Source organism: Synechococcus sp. WH 8109, assembly GCF_000161795.2.
Classification (GTDB): domain Bacteria; phylum Cyanobacteriota; class Cyanobacteriia; order PCC-6307; family Cyanobiaceae; genus Parasynechococcus.
On record NZ_CP006882.1, the window covers coordinates 1374936 to 1390574 of the forward strand.

Here is a 15639-nt window from a genome sequence, read left to right on the forward strand (position 1 = left end):
GGTCAGGGTCTAGCGCCCGGTGACGACTGCCAGTGGCCGTCCACGAGAACCTGACGCTGAGGAGCACAACGGATCAGGTCCGACCATCCCTGGCCCTCCATGTAGATCAGATCGGCGGGAGCGCCGGCCCGCAGCACCCCATCCCATTCCAGTTGAAGAATGGCGGGCGGTGCCGTGGTGAAGGGGGCCAGGCCCAGGCGCTGCCAGGGCAACAACTGAGTCAACGGCATCGATGCGGCCAGCAGGGCCAAGGGGTCGAAGTCACCTCCCGGGAACCAGGGGTCGGCCACGTTGTCACCCGCCACCGCCACCGGAACACCAGAACGTTGCAACTGACGGATCGGGGCCTGCGGACGCTGAAGGGGGGTGGCATCTTCCGCCCGTGCTAGCAACCAGGCATTGGTGAGGGGCAGGGCAATCACACTGAGCTGCGCTGCTGCCATGCGCTCTGCCAACCGCGCCAGACATGACGCAGGCAGAAGGGAAAGACTGCTGGCATGGCTGCAGGTGACGGGAACCTGCACCGGCACGCGCTGTAGGGCCCTCAACAGCTGAACCATGCCCTCCGCCGGACCGTGATCCGCCTCATCGATGTGCAGATCGACGCCGCAGTTGTGGCGATCAGCCAGGCGCAACAACACCTCCAACTGCTCCGTGACCACGGCAGATCCACAAGGAGGTATCAGAACACCACCCAGACAGCCGCCACTGGCGGCCACACGACGCGCCAGAGCATCCGCTTCAGCTGAACACCAGAATTCCAAGGGCACCAGCGCCACCAGCTGCAAGTCGATGCGGCGGCGCCATCGCTGCTGGAGGGTTAGCAAGGCATCCCAGCTGGGCTCAGCGCCAGAGCCACCACTGTCCACATGGCTGCGCATGGCCCGCAGCCCATGGGCGAATGCTCTCTCCATGGCGCGTTCTCCGCGTTGAAGAACGCAGGCCACGGTTCGGGTGCTGTGCTCCCGCAGGTTGGCCTCCAGGGCACCCCCGTAGCTGCCGCTGAGGTTGGGATGCTCTTGCCAGGTGTAGGCCTTGTCCAGATGGACATGGCAGTCGACCAAGCGCGGCAGCACCATTCGAGACGGTGGCACGTGTTCGGCGGACAGGGGCTGGGGCTCCCGCAAGCGCCCCTGATCCCAGGCAAGGCGCACGGGCGTCAGCCCTTGCTTCCCAACCTCCGGCAAGGGCGTTGAAGGGGCGAAATCCAGCAGTCCCAGGGGCGCCCAGGCCTCAAGGACACCACTCCCCGGCTTGGACTCAAGCGACGGGGCGTCCATCACCGCTCAGCACCGTTGCCGGCATCGGTGCTGAGGACCACGAAGTGACCGGCCACACCAAGGCTGAGCACTTCAAAACCAGGCAGGCGCAGACCGGGCAGCATCTCCTTCCTGTCCATCCGTGTGGAATACAAACTGGCCAACAACAAGTTTCGACGGGTGGTGAACTGACCCGCCAACGCCGCCAGTGCATCCCGCTGGGAGGCAATCAGTTCAGGGCAATTGCGAATCCAGAGACGCAGCACCATCGGCAGGGTCGGCTCGTCGCACAGTTCCTTGGTGCCCAACCGGACCAGCTGATCACCGGCATGAGCTTGATAGTCCTCCAACGACGGGTTGGACGCCACCAGCGACAGCACCCCGGCCGCTGCAATCCCCCCCGCCAATATCGCCAGAGCAGACCTACCTTGCGGACGCGATGAAGGGGACACCAGGCAGGCTGCAGCTCGTGTTGGTAGATTCTCACGGACGCGGCGGGCGTCGCCAAGTGGTTAAGGCAGCGGCTTGTGGCGCCGCTATTCGGGGGTTCGAATCCCCTCGCTCGCCCTCTCAACAATTCAACAAGACCCTGAGAAGCGGTTCAGCTCCCCAGCGGATCGGATCCGTGCAAGGCAGACCCAGCGTCTGGCGGATGCGCTCCACCTCTTCTCTAGCCTGAGCCTCATCTAGGCGGGCAGTGTTGAGGGCGACCGCGGCCACTTTGGCTGGCCCCGCTGCCCCATTAGGCCGAGCCCAGCTTGCCAGGGATTCGGTGGTGGCCACCAAGGCCTCAAGGCTTGGAAGCGGGACCTGAGGCAGCCGATCAATGGTCTGCTGTGCTGCCCGATGCACGAGCAACAGGGCCGTCGGCTGCGTGCCCCGCAACAGGGGCAACGTGGCCGTGGAGGCCGGATGGCAGAGCGATCCCTGCCCCTCCACAAGAACAAGACCCTGCTCCGGAAGAGCATCCGCCGCGCGAAGCACCGCCGCCTCCACCGCACCGGCGGCGTAATCGACGCGCACAGCATCCAGGGCGACCCCTTCTCCGCTGATCAGAATTCCGGCCTGCCCTGTCCCCACAAAACGAGCGGGGATCCCGGAGCGCTGGGCTGCCTCCAGAAGAGACAAGCATGCGCTCATCTTGCCGACAGCCATGTCGGTGCCAATAGCCAGAAGGCGCCGACAAGGAAGCTCTGCGGCGCGTGCCTGGCCAACGTTGAGTCCTTCCGGCTCCCGGCGCAGATCCCAGATCCAACGGTCGCGCCAGCAGGCGTCTGCCAGTTCGGGATCATTGGCCAGTCGGGTGTGGAGTCCGCTGGCGAGGTGAAGGCCTGCGTGCAACGCCGCCAAGGCGTCGTAGCGGACAGGATCAGGCAGCCGTCCCCCCGAAGGAGCCAGGCCGACCACAGCAACCTCAGGCTTAAAGGGCAGCGCCGCAGCCAAGTCCGCCACCACCGGCACGTCACGCTCGATACCGGTGACGCGTTGCAGAGGCTGGCCCGCATGGTCGGGATCGATCACCGCGACGATCGGTCCAGCACGGTGGCGGAGCATGGCCAGACCGGTCTTGCCGGTGAGGCTGGCCAAACCGCCGTGTTGGAGCAGCACCAACCGCATCTCCCGAAATCCCGACGGCGCCTGAATCCCGCTCATAACGCTGCTGTGCCTCCTGCCTGGCGGATCCCCAATCCAGCCATCGCCGAAGGCCGCAGACGATCGTCCTGCAACTCAAGGCCAACAAAGGGGTCATCCACCAAGTTGAGATGGCTGTCGAGATCCGGCCAACGGATCAGAGGCAAGATCTGGGCCGCTGCACCGTTCAACAACGAACTGTCGGAGTAGCAACCCACCATCAGGTCCAGCTCCTTCTTATGCGCCACTTGCGCCATTAACAAGGCCTGACTGAGCCCCCCGGTCTTCAGCAGCTTGAGATTCACGCCATCCACCACTGGAGCCAGGCGCAGCAGATCCTCCAGATCCCAGCAACTTTCATCCGCCACCAAGGCCATCGGACAGTGCGGGTGCAGCGCCGCGAATCCCGCTGTGTCCTGCGTGGGATCCAGATCGGGAGCCAGAGGCTGCTCCAGCAGCACCACCTGGTGTGCGGCCAGGGGCTCCAGCATTCGTCTGGCCTGATTCATGGTCCATCCGCCGTTGGCATCGACCTGAAGTTCGATGGCCACACCCTGCCGCTGGGATCGATCCGCGATGGCCTGGGCCACCGCCCCCAACAGACTGAGGTCGTGGTCCAAGCCGTCGGGGCTGCCCAGCTTGAGCTTCACCCGCGTCGCCGGCAGCTGTATCCACCAACGTTCGAGACGATCCAACACGGCATCTACAGAAGCCAGTCCCAGGGTGACGCTGGTGGCCACACCCTCGGCTGGAGACAACCCCCAAAGCCGCCACAGCGGATGGCCGAGCCGTTGCCCATGCCAGTCCCACAAGGCCAGGTCGATGGCACAACGGGCAGGGGGACTCAGGGATGCAAGCAGTGGCTCGAACCGTTGCGGACGGTGGGGATCCAGAGATTCCAGTTGCGGCAAAAGCCCCAGCAGTTCCTGTTCCACAGCCTCCAGGGCAAAGGCTCGGTGGCCGGTCTCAAATCCACCGGTCTCGCCGCGGCCGACCAGCCCATCACATTCCAACCTGAGCTCCAACCGCACCACGGCAGCTGTGGTGCCCCGGCTGATCGTGAGGGGGACGGCCTTGGTGAGCGAAAACCGTGTGAGGGCCCAGCCCATCGCCATCCGGCTGTCAATCTCCAAACTGACACAACACCTCTGTGACTCACACTGAGAAGGCTTGAGCCAGAGATTTGGTCGCCTCCGCCCCCCTCGCCACTGACGCCACCGCCAACCCCCAGCGTGGCAGCTACTGGATCACCACGTTCGGCTGCCAAATGAACAAGGCGGATTCCGAACGGATGGCGGGAATCCTGGAGGCCATGGGCTATCGGGAGGCTTCAGCCGAACTGGATGCCGATTTGGTGCTCTACAACACCTGCACCATCCGGGACAACGCCGAGCAGAAGGTTTACAGCTACCTCGGCAGACAGGCCCAGAGGAAACGCAGCAACCCCAATCTCACCCTGGTGGTGGCGGGCTGCGTTGCTCAGCAGGAGGGTGAATCACTGCTCCGACGGGTGCCGGAGCTGGATCTGGTGATGGGACCGCAGCACGCCAATCGGCTTGAAACCCTTCTGCTGCAGGTAGACAGCGGTCAGCAGGTGGTCGCCACCGAAGACCACCACATCCTTGAAGACATCACCACGGCCCGCCGGGACAGCAGCATCTGCGGCTGGGTGAACGTGATCTACGGCTGCAACGAACGTTGCACCTACTGCGTGGTGCCCTCCGTGCGAGGCAAAGAACAATCACGGCTGCCCGAAGCGATCAAGCTGGAAATGGAGGGTCTTGCCGCCCAGGGCTACAAGGAAATCACTCTTCTCGGCCAGAACATTGATGCCTACGGCCGGGATCTGCCGGGCATCACGCCGGAGGGTCGCCGCCAACACACCCTCACGGATCTGCTCCATCACGTCCACGACGTGGAGGGCATTGAACGGATCCGTTTTGCCACCAGCCATCCGCGCTACTTCACCGAGCGGCTGATCGATGCCTGTGCCGACCTGCCCAAGCTCTGCGAACACTTCCACATTCCGTTTCAGAGCGGGGACAACGACGTGTTGCAGGCAATGGCCCGGGGCTACACCGTTGAGCGCTACCGGCGGATCATCGACCGCATCCGTGAGCGCATGCCCGATGCCTCCCTCAGTGCCGATGTGATCGTTGCCTTCCCTGGCGAAACCGATGCGCAGTACCGCCGCACCCTCCATCTGATTGAAGAGATCGGTTTCGATCAGGTGAACACAGCGGCCTATTCACCACGGCCCAATACCCCTGCAGCCAATTGGGAAAACCAGTTGCCGGAGGAGGTGAAGGTGGAACGCCTGCGCGAAATCAATGCTCTGGTGGAACGCTGCGCCCGCAAGGCCAATACCCGCTACGAGGGGCGCACGGAAGAAGTGCTTGCGGAGGGCATCAACCCCAAGGCCCCATCGCAGCTGATGGGGCGAACCCGCACCAATCGCCTGACCTTCTTCAGCTCCACCGGAGCAGATGGTCGTGCCTACAAAGCGGGCGATCTAGTGGAGGTGCGCATCGATGAGGTGCGCTCCTTTTCACTCAGCGGCAGCCCCCTGCCCCACTGAGTACAACGCTGATACCTTTGGCGCTCCCACCGCTCAAGGGTCGCAGCATTCATGCCGTCCAGTCCCACCACGATCGGGCTCGTCTTTGGAGGCCGCTCTGGAGAGCACAACGTGTCGATCCGATCAGCGGCGACCGTCGTCCGAGGTCTGCGCAGCGGGCAAAACCGAAAGCGATATACGGTGCAGCCGATCTACATCGACCTTGAGGGTCGCTGGTGGGGAACGGATCTGTCCGAGGCAACCCTGTCCTCCGAAACCGCACCGGAGCTCAACCCACCTCTGCCCCCCTCAGGATTCCAGGGATTCCCGAAGGGATGTGATGCGGTCGACCTCTGGTACCCGGTGCTGCATGGTCCCAATGGAGAGGACGGCACCATTCAGGGGTTGTTCCAGCTGACCGGCAAACCATTCGTGGGCGCCGGCGTGCTCGGCTCAGCCGTCAGCATGGACAAGCTGGCTATGAAATCTGCCTTCGCCAGCGCCGGGCTATCCCAGGTGCCATATGTGGCCCTTCACGCGTCCGAACTCGAGAACGCCATCAGCCGATCGGCCCTCTTGGATCGGATTGAACGCGAACTGAACTACCCCTACTTTGTGAAGCCCGCCAATCTCGGCTCCTCTGTGGGCATCAGCAAGGTGCGTTCCCGCAAAGAACTGGAAGCAGGCCTCGACCAGGCTGCAGCGCTCGATCCAAGGCTGGTGGTGGAGCAGGGCGTCAACGCCCGAGAGGTGGAATGCGCAGTCCTGGGGGGACGCATGCTCGAAGCGTCGTTGATCGGTGAGGTTCGGTTTGATGCGGACTGGTACGACTACGAGACGAAATACACCGCAGGGCGCAGCACCACGCTGATTCCAGCTCCCCTGCCGGATGAAGTGGCTGACCGCATCCGCGCCCAGGCCCTGCAGGCCTGCGCTGCCGTGGGCGTCAACGGCATGGGTCGGGTGGATTTCTTCTACGACGACGCCAACGATCAGCTCTGGATCAACGAAATCAACACCCTGCCTGGTTTCACGGCCCAGAGCATGTTCCCGATGCTCTGGGCGGCCAGCGGCGTAACAGTCGAACAGCTGGTGCACAAACTGATCCAAACCGCAGGAGAATGAGCGCAGCGTCCTTCGCCTAACCCATGAGCCACGGACTGCTCTGGTTTCCTCTGCTGCTGGCCTTTGTGCTGCTTGCGTCGCTCGGATGGCTGGAACGGCGGCGCCAAAACCTATTTCGCACCTGGGCCGAAGGCTCCGAACTCGCCAAGCTCGACGGTTGTGGTGGTGCCCGTCTGAAAGACGGTGAGCTCCACTGGAGCAGCTTCGAAGCGGGAAGTTTTCAGGATCAGGGCTCGTTTGATGTCTGCAAACTCGAGCTTGTGGAACTGATGTCGCTGGCGTCCGGTGATGCGCCCCTCACCGATGAATCCCAGGGGCGTTGTCGGCTGCGCCTCATCGGGACAGATCTGCAGATGGATGTGCCCTTCTCTGATGCTGACCGCGCGCGCAGCTGGGGTGAGCAGCTGATGGCACGGGCCCGATGCGACCTGTGAGCCGGGTCTCGACCAACAACAAATCCTGCCAACGGCCGGTTTCCGCTCAGGTCGCCCGGCGCCGGGACTTGCGCCGGCAGCGCCGCCAGACATTTTTGCTCCAGCTCTGGCGCTTTGTGGCCTTGCTGCTTCTCAGTGGCGGATTCAGCTGGATCTTGCTGCGCCATGGCTGGACGCTGCGGAGCCCTGAGGCAGTCATCCTGACCGGCGGTACGGCCCTTGAGACCAATCAGGTGATCGAGGCGGCCAAGCTGCGCTTTCCCGCACCCCTGCTGGAGGTGAGTCCGAGGGAACTGGAACAACAGCTGGTCAGGGAATTACCAGTTCACAGCGCTCACGTGCAGCGCGGGATGCTCCCCGCTCGCCTAGTCATCAGCCTGAAGCCGGAGATTCCAATCGCACGTGCTGAGCGTCGGGGACCCGCTGGACGGGAACGGGGGCTGCTCAACGCCGCAGGCGAATGGATTCCCCTGAGCGACGCCGTAGCAGAACCGCTCACAGACATCATGGTGCGCGGCTGGAATGGCCCGCAACGCGGTCAGGTCGCTGCGTTGCTGAAACAACGGAATCGCTTCGCGGGGATGCTGAAAGCCATCGTGCTTGATCCCGACGGCAACATCAGTCTGATCACCACTGCACTGGGCCGGATCGATCTCGGCGGCGAACCGGCCCTTCTGAATGCCCAGATCGAAATGATCTTCCATCTAAACAAGACATTACCGAAGCACCTGCGCCAGGCCCATCACAGCAGCCTTGATCTCAGCAATCCGGAGCGCCCGGAACTGCAACTGCCGGCTACACCCGCCCCCAAGCAGGTCAAAACTGAATCCTGAAACCAACGGGTGGAAAATCTGGAGACCACAACCTCAGCGCCGGGTTTGTGATCTGTTGAAGCCGAGACCAGGCTTCAGGGACATAATGCAACGCAACCACACGGTTCTGCCTCGACGATGGAGATGGTGAGCGGCTCAGGGTCTTTCACGGCAGCTGGTATCCAGCCCAGCCAGTCCGCCCGCATCGAGGTCATCGGCGTTGGAGGTGGCGGCAGCAATGCCGTCAACCGAATGATCCTCAGCGACCTTGAGGGTGTTGGTTACCGCGTTCTCAACACCGATGCGCAGGCCCTGATCCAGTCGCAGGCCCAGCAACGGCTGCAGTTGGGGCAGACCCTGACCCGCGGACTGGGTGCAGGCGGCAATCCCACCATCGGTCAGAAGGCAGCTGAGGAATCCCGCACAGATCTGCACGATGCGCTGCAAGGCTCTGATCTGGTGTTCATTGCCGCTGGTATGGGCGGTGGAACGGGAACTGGTGCAGCACCGGTGGTGGCCGAAGTAGCTCGTGAAGTCGGTGCTCTCACCGTGGGCATCGTGACCAAGCCGTTCAGCTTCGAGGGCCGTCGTCGCATGCGTCAGGCCGACGAAGGCATCGCTCGGTTGGCGGAACACGTGGACACCCTGATCGTGATCCCCAACGACCGTCTGCGTGATGCCATCGGCGGATCACCTCTTCAGGAAGCCTTCCGGAGTGCGGACGACGTTCTGCGCATGGGCGTCAAAGGCATCAGCGACATCATCACCTGCCCGGGCTTGGTAAACGTTGACTTTGCTGACGTTCGCTCCGTGATGACCGAAGCAGGCACAGCACTGCTGGGCATTGGCATCGGTTCCGGTCGCTCGAGAGCCGTGGAGGCTGCCCAAGCTGCGATCGCCAGCCCTCTGCTGGAAACCGAGCGCATCGATGGCGCCAAGGGCTGTGTGATCAACATCAGCGGCGGAAAGGACATGACCCTGGAAGACATGACCACTGCTTCCGAGGTGATCTACGACGTTGTCGACCCCGAAGCGAACATCATCGTGGGCGCTGTGGTGGATGAGGCTCTCGAAGGCGAGATCCACGTCACGGTGATTGCCACAGGCTTCGAGAACAAACAGCCTTACCGCAGCGAGCGCAGCCGCTCCGTGCCCGGAATCCTGAATCGTGGGGAACCCGAAGAGAACGGCGCCCGCATTCCTGAATTCCTGCGTCGCCGTCAGCAACAGGACAACAGCACGTTGTAAAAGCTCTGTCAGACCCCGCGGTCTGACAGCTCATTTGAGGGTGGTGACCCGGAACCCACGCCTGCCCTGAGCATCCCGTGTGGCTGCTCCCTTCCGGTCCTGACCAGATTTGGGCGTCAGAGCCGCATGGGCCCGAATCGGCTAAATGCTAGCAATGAGCCGCCGAGGGCTTCTGTAGCTGCATGCGTCCTTCTGATCTGATCCGCTTCAAGCAGAAGGGCCAACCCATAGCCGTGCTTACCGCTTGGGACAGCCTCTCTGCAGCTCTGGCGGAAGCCGCCGGTGCAGACGTACTGCTGATCGGTGATTCACTGGCGATGGTGGCGCTGGGTCATGCCACAACACTCCCGGTGAGCCTGGAGCAGATGCTTCATCACAGCCAGGCGGTGGCCCGGGGATTGACGGCCATGCCCGCCGATCAGCCCCTGCTGGTCTGTGACCTGCCCTTTCTCAGCTACCAGTGCGGCGAAGACCGCGCCATGACTGCCGCAGGGCGTTTGTTGAAGGAGTCCAGCGCAGCGGCGGTGAAATTGGAGGGGGCGGAACCCGAGGTTGTCGCCGTGATCGACCGTTTGGTGCGCATGGGCATTCCCGTGATGGGGCATCTGGGCCTCACCCCCCAGGCCGTGCATCGTCAGGGGTACCGGCGCCAGGCCACGGACACCATCAGCCAGGAACGACTGGTAGATCAGGCGCGCACCCTCGAGCAGAAGGGCTGCTTCTCCCTGGTACTGGAACATGTTCCTGCGGATCTGGCGCGCCGGGTGCAGCAGGCCCTGACCATCCCGGTGATCGGCATCGGGGCAGGTGACGACTGCGACGGCCAGGTGCGCGTCACCGCAGACCTGCTGGGGCTCACCGCCAAACAACCTCCCTTCAGCCCAGCGCTGGTGGATGGCCGCCGCCTGTTCATCGACGCGTTGAAGGGTTGGGTCCAACAGACCCGGAACAACACTCTTCCCACCAAAGGGGGGATCACCCAAGCCGATTAGAACTTGAATCACAGCCCTTAAAGCGCCAAAGGGCTGTGTGTGATGCGAAGCCTGGAAAGAAACGGCTGGGTTTCGAGAGACGACAACGGTCATCCGGACCTCCGTCGTCTGCTCTCGATTTTTAGGCTTCGCAAGTCTGAATGCAGAGCTGCAACCAGACCGTTGGACGATCTCCGGTTCTGAGAGGTTCCGGAGATTTTTTATTTGCTTCCCTATGGATAAAACTGAGATCAACAACTGGAAATCGATCGCCGAAAGCATGGAAGCCAAGGGCGAGACCGAGAGCTGGTTTTACCTTCGTGCCCGTGCAATTGCTGATGGGAAGCCTGATCCCATGCCCAACATCTCAGAGTTGCTGGCAGACCCTGCTTGATCTGCTCGAAAACAGGGATGAGGTCGTCCATCGAGCCTTGGCTCGACTGTCTCAAGCGTTTAGGGAGACGCGGGCGAGGGAACCCGCGAACATTCCGTCTCCCAAGCGTTTGCAGTGGTGCTAGCGCCCAAGCCATCCTCACAGCCAACTTGAGAAGATCTGGCCAAGCATTAATGCCTAATCAGATGCAACTCATACCTGGCGAGCGCCCATCCGTCAGCGATGATTGATTAGAAGGCAGTGGTGCCTTCAATGCGTCGTTTGGGGGTGGGCCGAGGGGCCTACCTCTTTTTTTTTGAGATTTCGGGCGAATTCATTCACATTTCTGACCCAAGCAGCCATACAGGTCGCAAGGTCTCTGCACTCCGAGCCAAACGCAATAGCAGCCGCTGATCAATTAGATCGCTTGCTGTGACTGGCTTTGTTCTTCTAAAACCTCTTCCCACCACAGAATCACCTCAATCAGCACCTGATTGCTGAGGGCCATGCCCTCGGGGTCGGCAAGACACCAACGGCCTGCCCGCTGCTGCAGCCATCCACGCTCAACGAACGGTTGCCAACGGCGCAATAGGGACTCGGCATCAAGACCTTGAAGGATCACCCCTTCCCGGCGCCGCAGACCAACCAGCAATTGATCATCAAGGGGGAGACCAGCCTCGGCGATTGATTCCTCAGGAGGGTGGTCCAGCCATTCCGCGTAAGCGGCGCGGGTGCGTGGTCGTGCCAAACGCACCCCCCAGGGTGCTGATGTCGCTCCCATGCCAAAACCCCACCAACCGGCACCGCTCCAGTACACCCGGTTGTGACGAGAGGCATGACCCGGACGGGCGTAGTTCGAAATCTCGTAGCGACTGAGTCCAGCAGCCGCCAGCCGTTGCGTGGTCCGCTCCATCAAGGCAACGGCAAGGTCGTCCTTTGGCAGCTTCAACCGTCCAAGCGTTCGTTGGCGATCAAACACCGTGCCCGGCTCCACCGAGAGGTCGTAAATCGAGAGATGGGGAGCCTGACTGGCAATGGCCTGATCCAACTGCGCATTCCACCCGGCCAGGGTCTGCTCCGGGAGGTTCTGGATGAGATCGAGACTCCAGGACCGAAGCACGCCATCGCGCCAAGCCTGAACCAGCCAGTCGATCGCCGCATGGAGGTCGCTCTGGCGATGCCGACGCCCCAGCTGCTCGAGCACAGCATCATCAAAGCTCTGCCCCCCCAGGCTGATGCGGTTCACGCCATGGGCCAGAACGGAGGCCAACTGCGCGGCGTCAAAGGTCGCCGGATCCATCTCTAGGGTGATTTCCGCACCTGGTTGAAGACCGAATTTGTTGGCCAAGGCATCGATCAGTGCTCCGATCTGATCGGGGCACAACAGCGATGGCGTTCCCCCGCCGATATACACAGTGGATAAGGGAGGACCCCCTGGGGCAGAGGCGATTTCCCGATGCAGCAGGCTCAGGTACTCACGGATCGAGCGACTGCCAGGCCCGTGGTCGGCGCGGGCCTGGTCCCCCAGGGGAACCACGGCGAAATCGCAGTAGTAACAGCGCCGGTGGCAGAAGGGAATGTGGAGGTAGGCGCTGCGGGGCGGGATGGGATAAGGCATGCTTCTGGCATCCGGATCGAGCTGCCACGACCTGAACCCATGGTGGATCCGCTCATCCTGCTTCTGTTTGTTGTTTCCGGTGCAGCTGCCGGGTGGATGGGGATTCACTTACTGCCCGACGGCTTGGTGAGTGCAACCACCAATGCTGAACAGTTGCGTCTACAGCTCAGCGGAGCTGGCGGTGGCATTGGCTTGATCGCAGGCCTGGTGTTCAAAAAGCTGCGGGTGCGCCTGATGCAACAGGTGCGCACCATGCCCACCGATCTGCTGGTGAGCCGGGCTGTCGGCCTAATCCTGGGGCTGCTGGTGGCCAACCTGCTGCTGCTGCCTGTTCTGCTGCTTCCATTCTCCGGAGGAATTGTTCTGCTCAAACCCCTTCTGGCGGTGGTGAGCAATGTCTTTTTTGGAATTCTGGGAAGCAACCTGGCGGAAGTTCACGGTCGCACGCTGCTGCGCCTGTTCAATCCCGCGAGCACGGAGGCGCTGCTGGTGGCTGATGGGGTGCTGACTCCCGCCACGGCCAAGATCCTGGACACCAGCGTGATCATCGATGGCCGGATCCGCGGCATGCTCGCCTGCGGATTGCTTGAGGGGCAGGTGATCGTTGCCGAATCAGTGATCGATGAGATGCAGCAGCTGTCGGATTCCACCAACATCGAAAAGCGAGCCAAGGGCCGACGTGGCCTGAAGCTTCTGAAGGATCTGCGGGAAACCTACGGGCGGCGGTTAGTGATCAACAGCACCCGTTACGACGGCAAGGGAACTGACGACCGACTGCTGCAGTTGGCATCTGACACCGGCGGCACGCTGGTGACCGCAGACTTCAACCTGGCGCAGGTAGCCCAGGTCAAAGACCTAAAGGTGATGAATCTGAGTGAACTGGTGATCGCGTTGCGGCCTGAAGTGCAACCCGGCGACGAGCTCAAACTCAAGATCGTGCGTGAGGGGAAAGAGGACAGCCAGGGTGTCGGCTACCTCGATGACGGAACAATGGTGGTGGTCAACGAGGCGAAATCGCTAATCGGCCAACGCAAACCGGTGGTGGTGACCGGTGCCTTGCAAACCCCAACCGGCCGCATGGTGTTTGCACGGTTGAACGAGAACGATGCATCAACCGACACCAAGCCTTCAACCAAATCGAAAAGTCAGGGAAAACCGGCCAAAACCAGCAACCGCAAGCCCGCTGACCCCGGCTAGGCTCGCTCCACCGCGATGGTGGAGATGACAACTTCGGCCCCGTACTACGGCGACAGCGCCGTGATGCGCACACCACCTCCAGACCTTCCGTCACTCCTGCTCAAGGAGCGAATCGTCTATTTGGGCTTGCCCCTGTTCTCTGACGACGACGCCAAGCGTCAGATGGGCATCGACGTGACCGAGCTGATCATCGCTCAGCTGCTCTATCTGGAGTTCGACAACCCAGAGAAGCCGATTTACTTCTATATCAACTCCACAGGCACCAGCTGGTACTCGGGGGATGCCATCGGATTCGAGACCGAAGCCTTCGCCATCTGCGACACCCTCCGCTACGTGAAGCCTCCCGTGCACACCATCTGCATCGGCCAGGCCATGGGCACGGCGGCGGTAATCCTTTCGGCAGGGACCAAAGGTCAACGGGCCGCATTGCCTCACTCCTCCATCGTTCTGCACCAGCCCCGCAGCGGCGCCCGCGGTCAGGCGACGGACATCCAGATCCGGGCCAAAGAAGTGCTGCACAACAAGCAGGCGATGCTCGAGATCCTCTCTACCAACACAGGTCGTTCTGTGGAGGACCTGAGCAATGACTCCGACCGGATGAGCTACCTCACCCCTCAACAAGCTGTTGAGTACGGACTGATCGACCGCGTGCTCAGCAGCCGCAAGGACCTGCCTGGCAATCCCCCCGTCTGACCGACGGCATCAGACCCAACCTTCCTGCCCTTCCTTCATCAACGTCCTGAACCATGCCGATCGGTACCCCCAGCGTTCCCTACCGCCTGCCCGGCAGCCAGATGGAGCGCTGGGTCGACATCTACACCCGTCTCGGAGTGGAGAGGATTCTCTTCCTTGGCTCTGAGGTCAATGACGGCATCGCCAACAGCCTGGTGGCCCAGATGCTCTATCTCGACTCGGAAGACAGCAGCAAGCCGATCTACCTGTACATCAACTCCCCCGGCGGCTCCGTCACAGCTGGACTGGCGATCTACGACACCATCCAGTACGTCAAGAGCGAGGTGGTGACCATCTGCGTTGGCCTTGCTGCATCCATGGGTGCCTTTCTTCTCGCCGCTGGCACCAAGGGTAAGCGGGTCGCCTTGCCCCACAGCCGGATCATGATTCACCAGCCCCTTGGCGGCACCAGCCGTCGCCAGGCCAGTGACATCGAAATCGAAGCACGGGAGATCCTGCGGATGAAGGAGATGCTCAACCGCTCCCTGGCCGATATGAGTGGCCAGAGCTTCGAGAAGATCGAGAAGGACACCGACCGGGACTACTTCCTCAGCGCTGAAGAAGCCAAGGAATACGGCCTGATCGACCGCGTCATATCCCATCCGAACGAGGCCTGAACCGAACGGGGCAGGCCGCTGCGTAAGCTCGTCCACTGCAGTGTTCCGCAAGCCCGCCCCGGATGGCCCAGCTCTTTTACGACTCCGACGCCGATCTCGGTCTGCTGAACGGCAAGACCGTGGCCATCATTGGTTATGGCTCCCAGGGTCATGCCCACGCTCTGAACTTGAAGGATTCAGGCGTGAACGTGGTGGTGGGCCTCTATGACGGCAGCCGCTCCGCCGAGAAAGCCAAGGCAGACGGTATTGAGGTCATGAGCGTGGCCGATGCCTCAGCCAAGGCCGACTGGATCATGGTCTTGCTGCCCGACGAATTCCAGAAGGACGTCTACGAGCAGGAAATCGCACCCCACCTGAGTGCAGGCAAGGTGCTCAGCTTCGCCCACGGCTTCAACATCCGGTTCGAGCTGATCAAGCCGCCCGCCGATGTGGATGTGGTGATGATCGCCCCGAAGGGCCCTGGCCACACCGTGCGTTGGGAGTACCAGAACGGCCAGGGTGTGCCCGCCTTGTTCGCCATCGAACAGGACGCCTCCGGCAATGCCCGCGGCATGGCGATGGCCTATGCCAAGGGGATCGGTGGCACCCGTGCCGGCATCCTGGAGACCAACTTCAAGGAAGAGACCGAAACCGACCTGTTCGGTGAGCAGGCTGTGCTGTGTGGCGGTCTGTCCGAACTCGTGAAGGCTGGTTTCGAGACCCTGGTGGAAGCGGGCTACCAGCCCGAATTGGCTTACTTCGAGTGCCTGCACGAGGTGAAGCTGATTGTGGATCTGATGGTGAAGGGAGGACTGACCTCCATGCGCGATTCGATCTCCAACACCGCTGAGTACGGCGACTACGTCAGCGGCCCCCGTCTGATCACCGCCGACACCAAGGCCGAGATGAAGCGCGTTCTGGCAGACATCCAGGACGGCACCTTCGCCAGGAACTTCGTGGCCGAATGCGAAGCCGGTAAACCAGAGATGAAAAAGGTGCGCGACCGTGATTCCCAGCATCCGATCGAGAAAGTGGGCAAAGGCCTGCGCTCGATGTTCAGCTGGCTGAAGGACGCCTAATTCAGC

At 62.0% G+C, this 15639-nt stretch carries 16 protein-coding genes, 1 tRNA gene and 1 other RNA gene; 12 read left to right on the plus strand and 6 right to left on the minus strand.

Annotation, left to right across the window (positions count from 1 at the left end):
* Positions 1–2: 2 nt before the first annotated feature.
* Together Syncc8109_RS07520 and Syncc8109_RS07525 are read right to left on the minus strand one after the other, a co-directional pair.
* The gene (locus Syncc8109_RS07520) at positions 3–1280 is read right to left on the minus strand and encodes an amidohydrolase family protein (RefSeq protein WP_025362408.1); all 1278 of its coding nucleotides are present in this window, start codon (positions 1278–1280) and stop codon (positions 3–5) included.
* Positions 1280–1669, minus strand: a complete 390-nt coding sequence (locus Syncc8109_RS07525) for a DUF4359 domain-containing protein (protein WP_025362409.1) — start codon at positions 1667–1669, stop codon at positions 1280–1282. The genes Syncc8109_RS07520 and Syncc8109_RS07525 overlap by 1 nt, the downstream gene beginning before the upstream one ends.
* An 84-nt stretch (positions 1670–1753) precedes the next feature.
* Here Syncc8109_RS07525 and Syncc8109_RS07530 point away from each other — a divergent pair.
* Positions 1754–1826, plus strand: a tRNA-His gene (locus tag Syncc8109_RS07530).
* A 3-nt stretch (positions 1827–1829) separates the two neighbouring features.
* On the opposite strand, the gene Syncc8109_RS07535 is transcribed toward Syncc8109_RS07530, so the two are convergent.
* Both Syncc8109_RS07535 and Syncc8109_RS07540 read right to left on the minus strand, forming a co-directional pair.
* Entirely contained in the window at positions 1830–2912 is a 1083-nt protein-coding gene (locus Syncc8109_RS07535) for a DUF1611 domain-containing protein (RefSeq protein WP_006850223.1), read from the minus strand.
* A complete protein-coding gene (locus Syncc8109_RS07540) occupies positions 2909–4000 on the minus strand; it encodes a mandelate racemase/muconate lactonizing enzyme family protein (RefSeq protein ID WP_025362410.1) in 1092 nt (363 codons plus the stop codon). Before Syncc8109_RS07540 ends, Syncc8109_RS07535 begins: the two co-directional genes overlap by 4 nt.
* Before the next feature lie 74 nt (positions 4001–4074).
* Here Syncc8109_RS07540 and miaB point away from each other — a divergent pair, with 74 nt between their 5' ends.
* The 5 genes from miaB (at position 4075) to ftsZ (ending at position 9067) form a co-directional block, all read left to right on the plus strand.
* Positions 4075–5469 (plus strand): tRNA (N6-isopentenyl adenosine(37)-C2)-methylthiotransferase MiaB, encoded by a 1395-nt coding sequence (gene miaB, locus Syncc8109_RS07545; RefSeq protein ID WP_006851186.1) that lies wholly within the window; start codon positions 4075–4077, stop codon positions 5467–5469.
* Between the two features lie 51 nt (positions 5470–5520).
* Positions 5521–6573: a D-alanine--D-alanine ligase family protein gene (locus tag Syncc8109_RS07550; protein WP_006850216.1), complete on the plus strand. Its 1053-nt coding sequence runs from the start codon at positions 5521–5523 to the stop codon at positions 6571–6573.
* 23 nt (positions 6574–6596) lie between these two features.
* Positions 6597–7007, plus strand: coding sequence for a hypothetical protein (locus tag Syncc8109_RS07555; RefSeq protein WP_006850011.1), 411 nt, complete (start codon positions 6597–6599; stop codon positions 7005–7007).
* The gene (locus Syncc8109_RS07560) at positions 6995–7840 is read left to right on the plus strand and encodes a cell division protein FtsQ/DivIB (protein WP_045172764.1); all 846 of its coding nucleotides are present in this window, start codon (positions 6995–6997) and stop codon (positions 7838–7840) included. The genes Syncc8109_RS07555 and Syncc8109_RS07560 overlap by 13 nt, the downstream gene beginning before the upstream one ends.
* 117 nt (positions 7841–7957) lie before the next feature.
* Positions 7958–9067, plus strand: coding sequence for a cell division protein FtsZ (ftsZ, locus tag Syncc8109_RS07565; protein ID WP_006851760.1), 1110 nt, complete (start codon positions 7958–7960; stop codon positions 9065–9067).
* A gap of 41 nt (positions 9068–9108) precedes the next feature.
* Here the strand turns inward: ftsZ and ffs are convergent.
* Positions 9109–9206, minus strand: an RNA gene (ffs, locus tag Syncc8109_RS11840) — signal recognition particle sRNA small type.
* A gap of 43 nt (positions 9207–9249) precedes the next feature.
* Between ffs and panB the strand changes: the two genes are divergently transcribed.
* Both panB and Syncc8109_RS12645 read left to right on the plus strand, forming a co-directional pair.
* On the plus strand, positions 9250–10059 hold the full coding sequence (gene panB / locus Syncc8109_RS07570; protein WP_006850168.1) for a 3-methyl-2-oxobutanoate hydroxymethyltransferase: 810 nt from the start codon (positions 9250–9252) through the stop codon (positions 10057–10059).
* Between the two features lie 214 nt (positions 10060–10273).
* On the plus strand, positions 10274–10432 hold the full coding sequence (locus Syncc8109_RS12645; protein WP_006850776.1) for a hypothetical protein: 159 nt from the start codon (positions 10274–10276) through the stop codon (positions 10430–10432).
* A gap of 397 nt (positions 10433–10829) precedes the next feature.
* Here the strand turns inward: Syncc8109_RS12645 and hemW are convergent, their stop codons facing one another.
* The gene (gene hemW / locus Syncc8109_RS07575; protein WP_006851404.1) at positions 10830–12029 is read right to left on the minus strand and encodes a radical SAM family heme chaperone HemW; all 1200 of its coding nucleotides are present in this window, start codon (positions 12027–12029) and stop codon (positions 10830–10832) included.
* Positions 12030–12068: 39 nt separating this feature from the next.
* On the opposite strand from hemW, the gene Syncc8109_RS07580 reads away from it, so the two are divergent.
* The 4 genes from Syncc8109_RS07580 to ilvC all read left to right on the plus strand — a co-directional run bounded on the left by Syncc8109_RS07580 (position 12069) and on the right by ilvC (position 15633).
* The gene (locus Syncc8109_RS07580) at positions 12069–13226 is read left to right on the plus strand and encodes a PIN/TRAM domain-containing protein (RefSeq protein ID WP_025362411.1); all 1158 of its coding nucleotides are present in this window, start codon (positions 12069–12071) and stop codon (positions 13224–13226) included.
* A gap of 24 nt (positions 13227–13250) precedes the next feature.
* The gene (locus tag Syncc8109_RS07585) at positions 13251–13919 is read left to right on the plus strand and encodes an ATP-dependent Clp protease proteolytic subunit (RefSeq protein ID WP_025362412.1); all 669 of its coding nucleotides are present in this window, start codon (positions 13251–13253) and stop codon (positions 13917–13919) included.
* A gap of 53 nt (positions 13920–13972) precedes the next feature.
* The gene (locus tag Syncc8109_RS07590; RefSeq protein WP_006851781.1) at positions 13973–14575 is read left to right on the plus strand and encodes an ATP-dependent Clp protease proteolytic subunit; all 603 of its coding nucleotides are present in this window, start codon (positions 13973–13975) and stop codon (positions 14573–14575) included.
* 62 nt (positions 14576–14637) lie between these two features.
* Entirely contained in the window at positions 14638–15633 is a 996-nt protein-coding gene (gene ilvC, locus Syncc8109_RS07595; protein WP_006851157.1) for a ketol-acid reductoisomerase, read from the plus strand.
* Positions 15634–15639 lie beyond the last annotated feature (6 nt).

Excerpts from the sequence above, each read along its gene's own strand:
- Syncc8109_RS07520 (WP_025362408.1), bottom strand. The coding sequence starts at position 1,280 with ATGGACGCCCCGTCGCTTGAGTCCAAGCCGGGGAGTGGTGTCCTTGAG.
- Syncc8109_RS07585 (WP_025362412.1), top strand. The coding sequence starts at position 13,251 with ATGACAACTTCGGCCCCGTACTACGGCGACAGCGCCGTGATGCGCACA.
- hemW (WP_006851404.1), bottom strand. The coding sequence starts at position 12,029 with ATGCCTTATCCCATCCCGCCCCGCAGCGCCTACCTCCACATTCCCTTC.
- ftsZ (WP_006851760.1), top strand. The coding sequence starts at position 7,958 with ATGGAGATGGTGAGCGGCTCAGGGTCTTTCACGGCAGCTGGTATCCAG.
- panB (WP_006850168.1), top strand. The coding sequence starts at position 9,250 with ATGCGTCCTTCTGATCTGATCCGCTTCAAGCAGAAGGGCCAACCCATA.
- Syncc8109_RS07590 (WP_006851781.1), top strand. The coding sequence starts at position 13,973 with ATGCCGATCGGTACCCCCAGCGTTCCCTACCGCCTGCCCGGCAGCCAG.
- ilvC (WP_006851157.1), top strand. The coding sequence starts at position 14,638 with ATGGCCCAGCTCTTTTACGACTCCGACGCCGATCTCGGTCTGCTGAAC.
- Syncc8109_RS07555 (WP_006850011.1), top strand. The coding sequence starts at position 6,597 with ATGAGCCACGGACTGCTCTGGTTTCCTCTGCTGCTGGCCTTTGTGCTG.
- Syncc8109_RS07540 (WP_025362410.1), bottom strand. The coding sequence starts at position 4,000 with ATGGGCTGGGCCCTCACACGGTTTTCGCTCACCAAGGCCGTCCCCCTC.
- Syncc8109_RS07580 (WP_025362411.1), top strand. The coding sequence starts at position 12,069 with ATGGTGGATCCGCTCATCCTGCTTCTGTTTGTTGTTTCCGGTGCAGCT.
- Syncc8109_RS07535 (WP_006850223.1), bottom strand. The coding sequence starts at position 2,912 with ATGAGCGGGATTCAGGCGCCGTCGGGATTTCGGGAGATGCGGTTGGTG.
- Syncc8109_RS07560 (WP_045172764.1), top strand. The coding sequence starts at position 6,995 with ATGCGACCTGTGAGCCGGGTCTCGACCAACAACAAATCCTGCCAACGG.
- Syncc8109_RS07550 (WP_006850216.1), top strand. The coding sequence starts at position 5,521 with ATGCCGTCCAGTCCCACCACGATCGGGCTCGTCTTTGGAGGCCGCTCT.
- Syncc8109_RS12645 (WP_006850776.1), top strand. The coding sequence starts at position 10,274 with ATGGATAAAACTGAGATCAACAACTGGAAATCGATCGCCGAAAGCATG.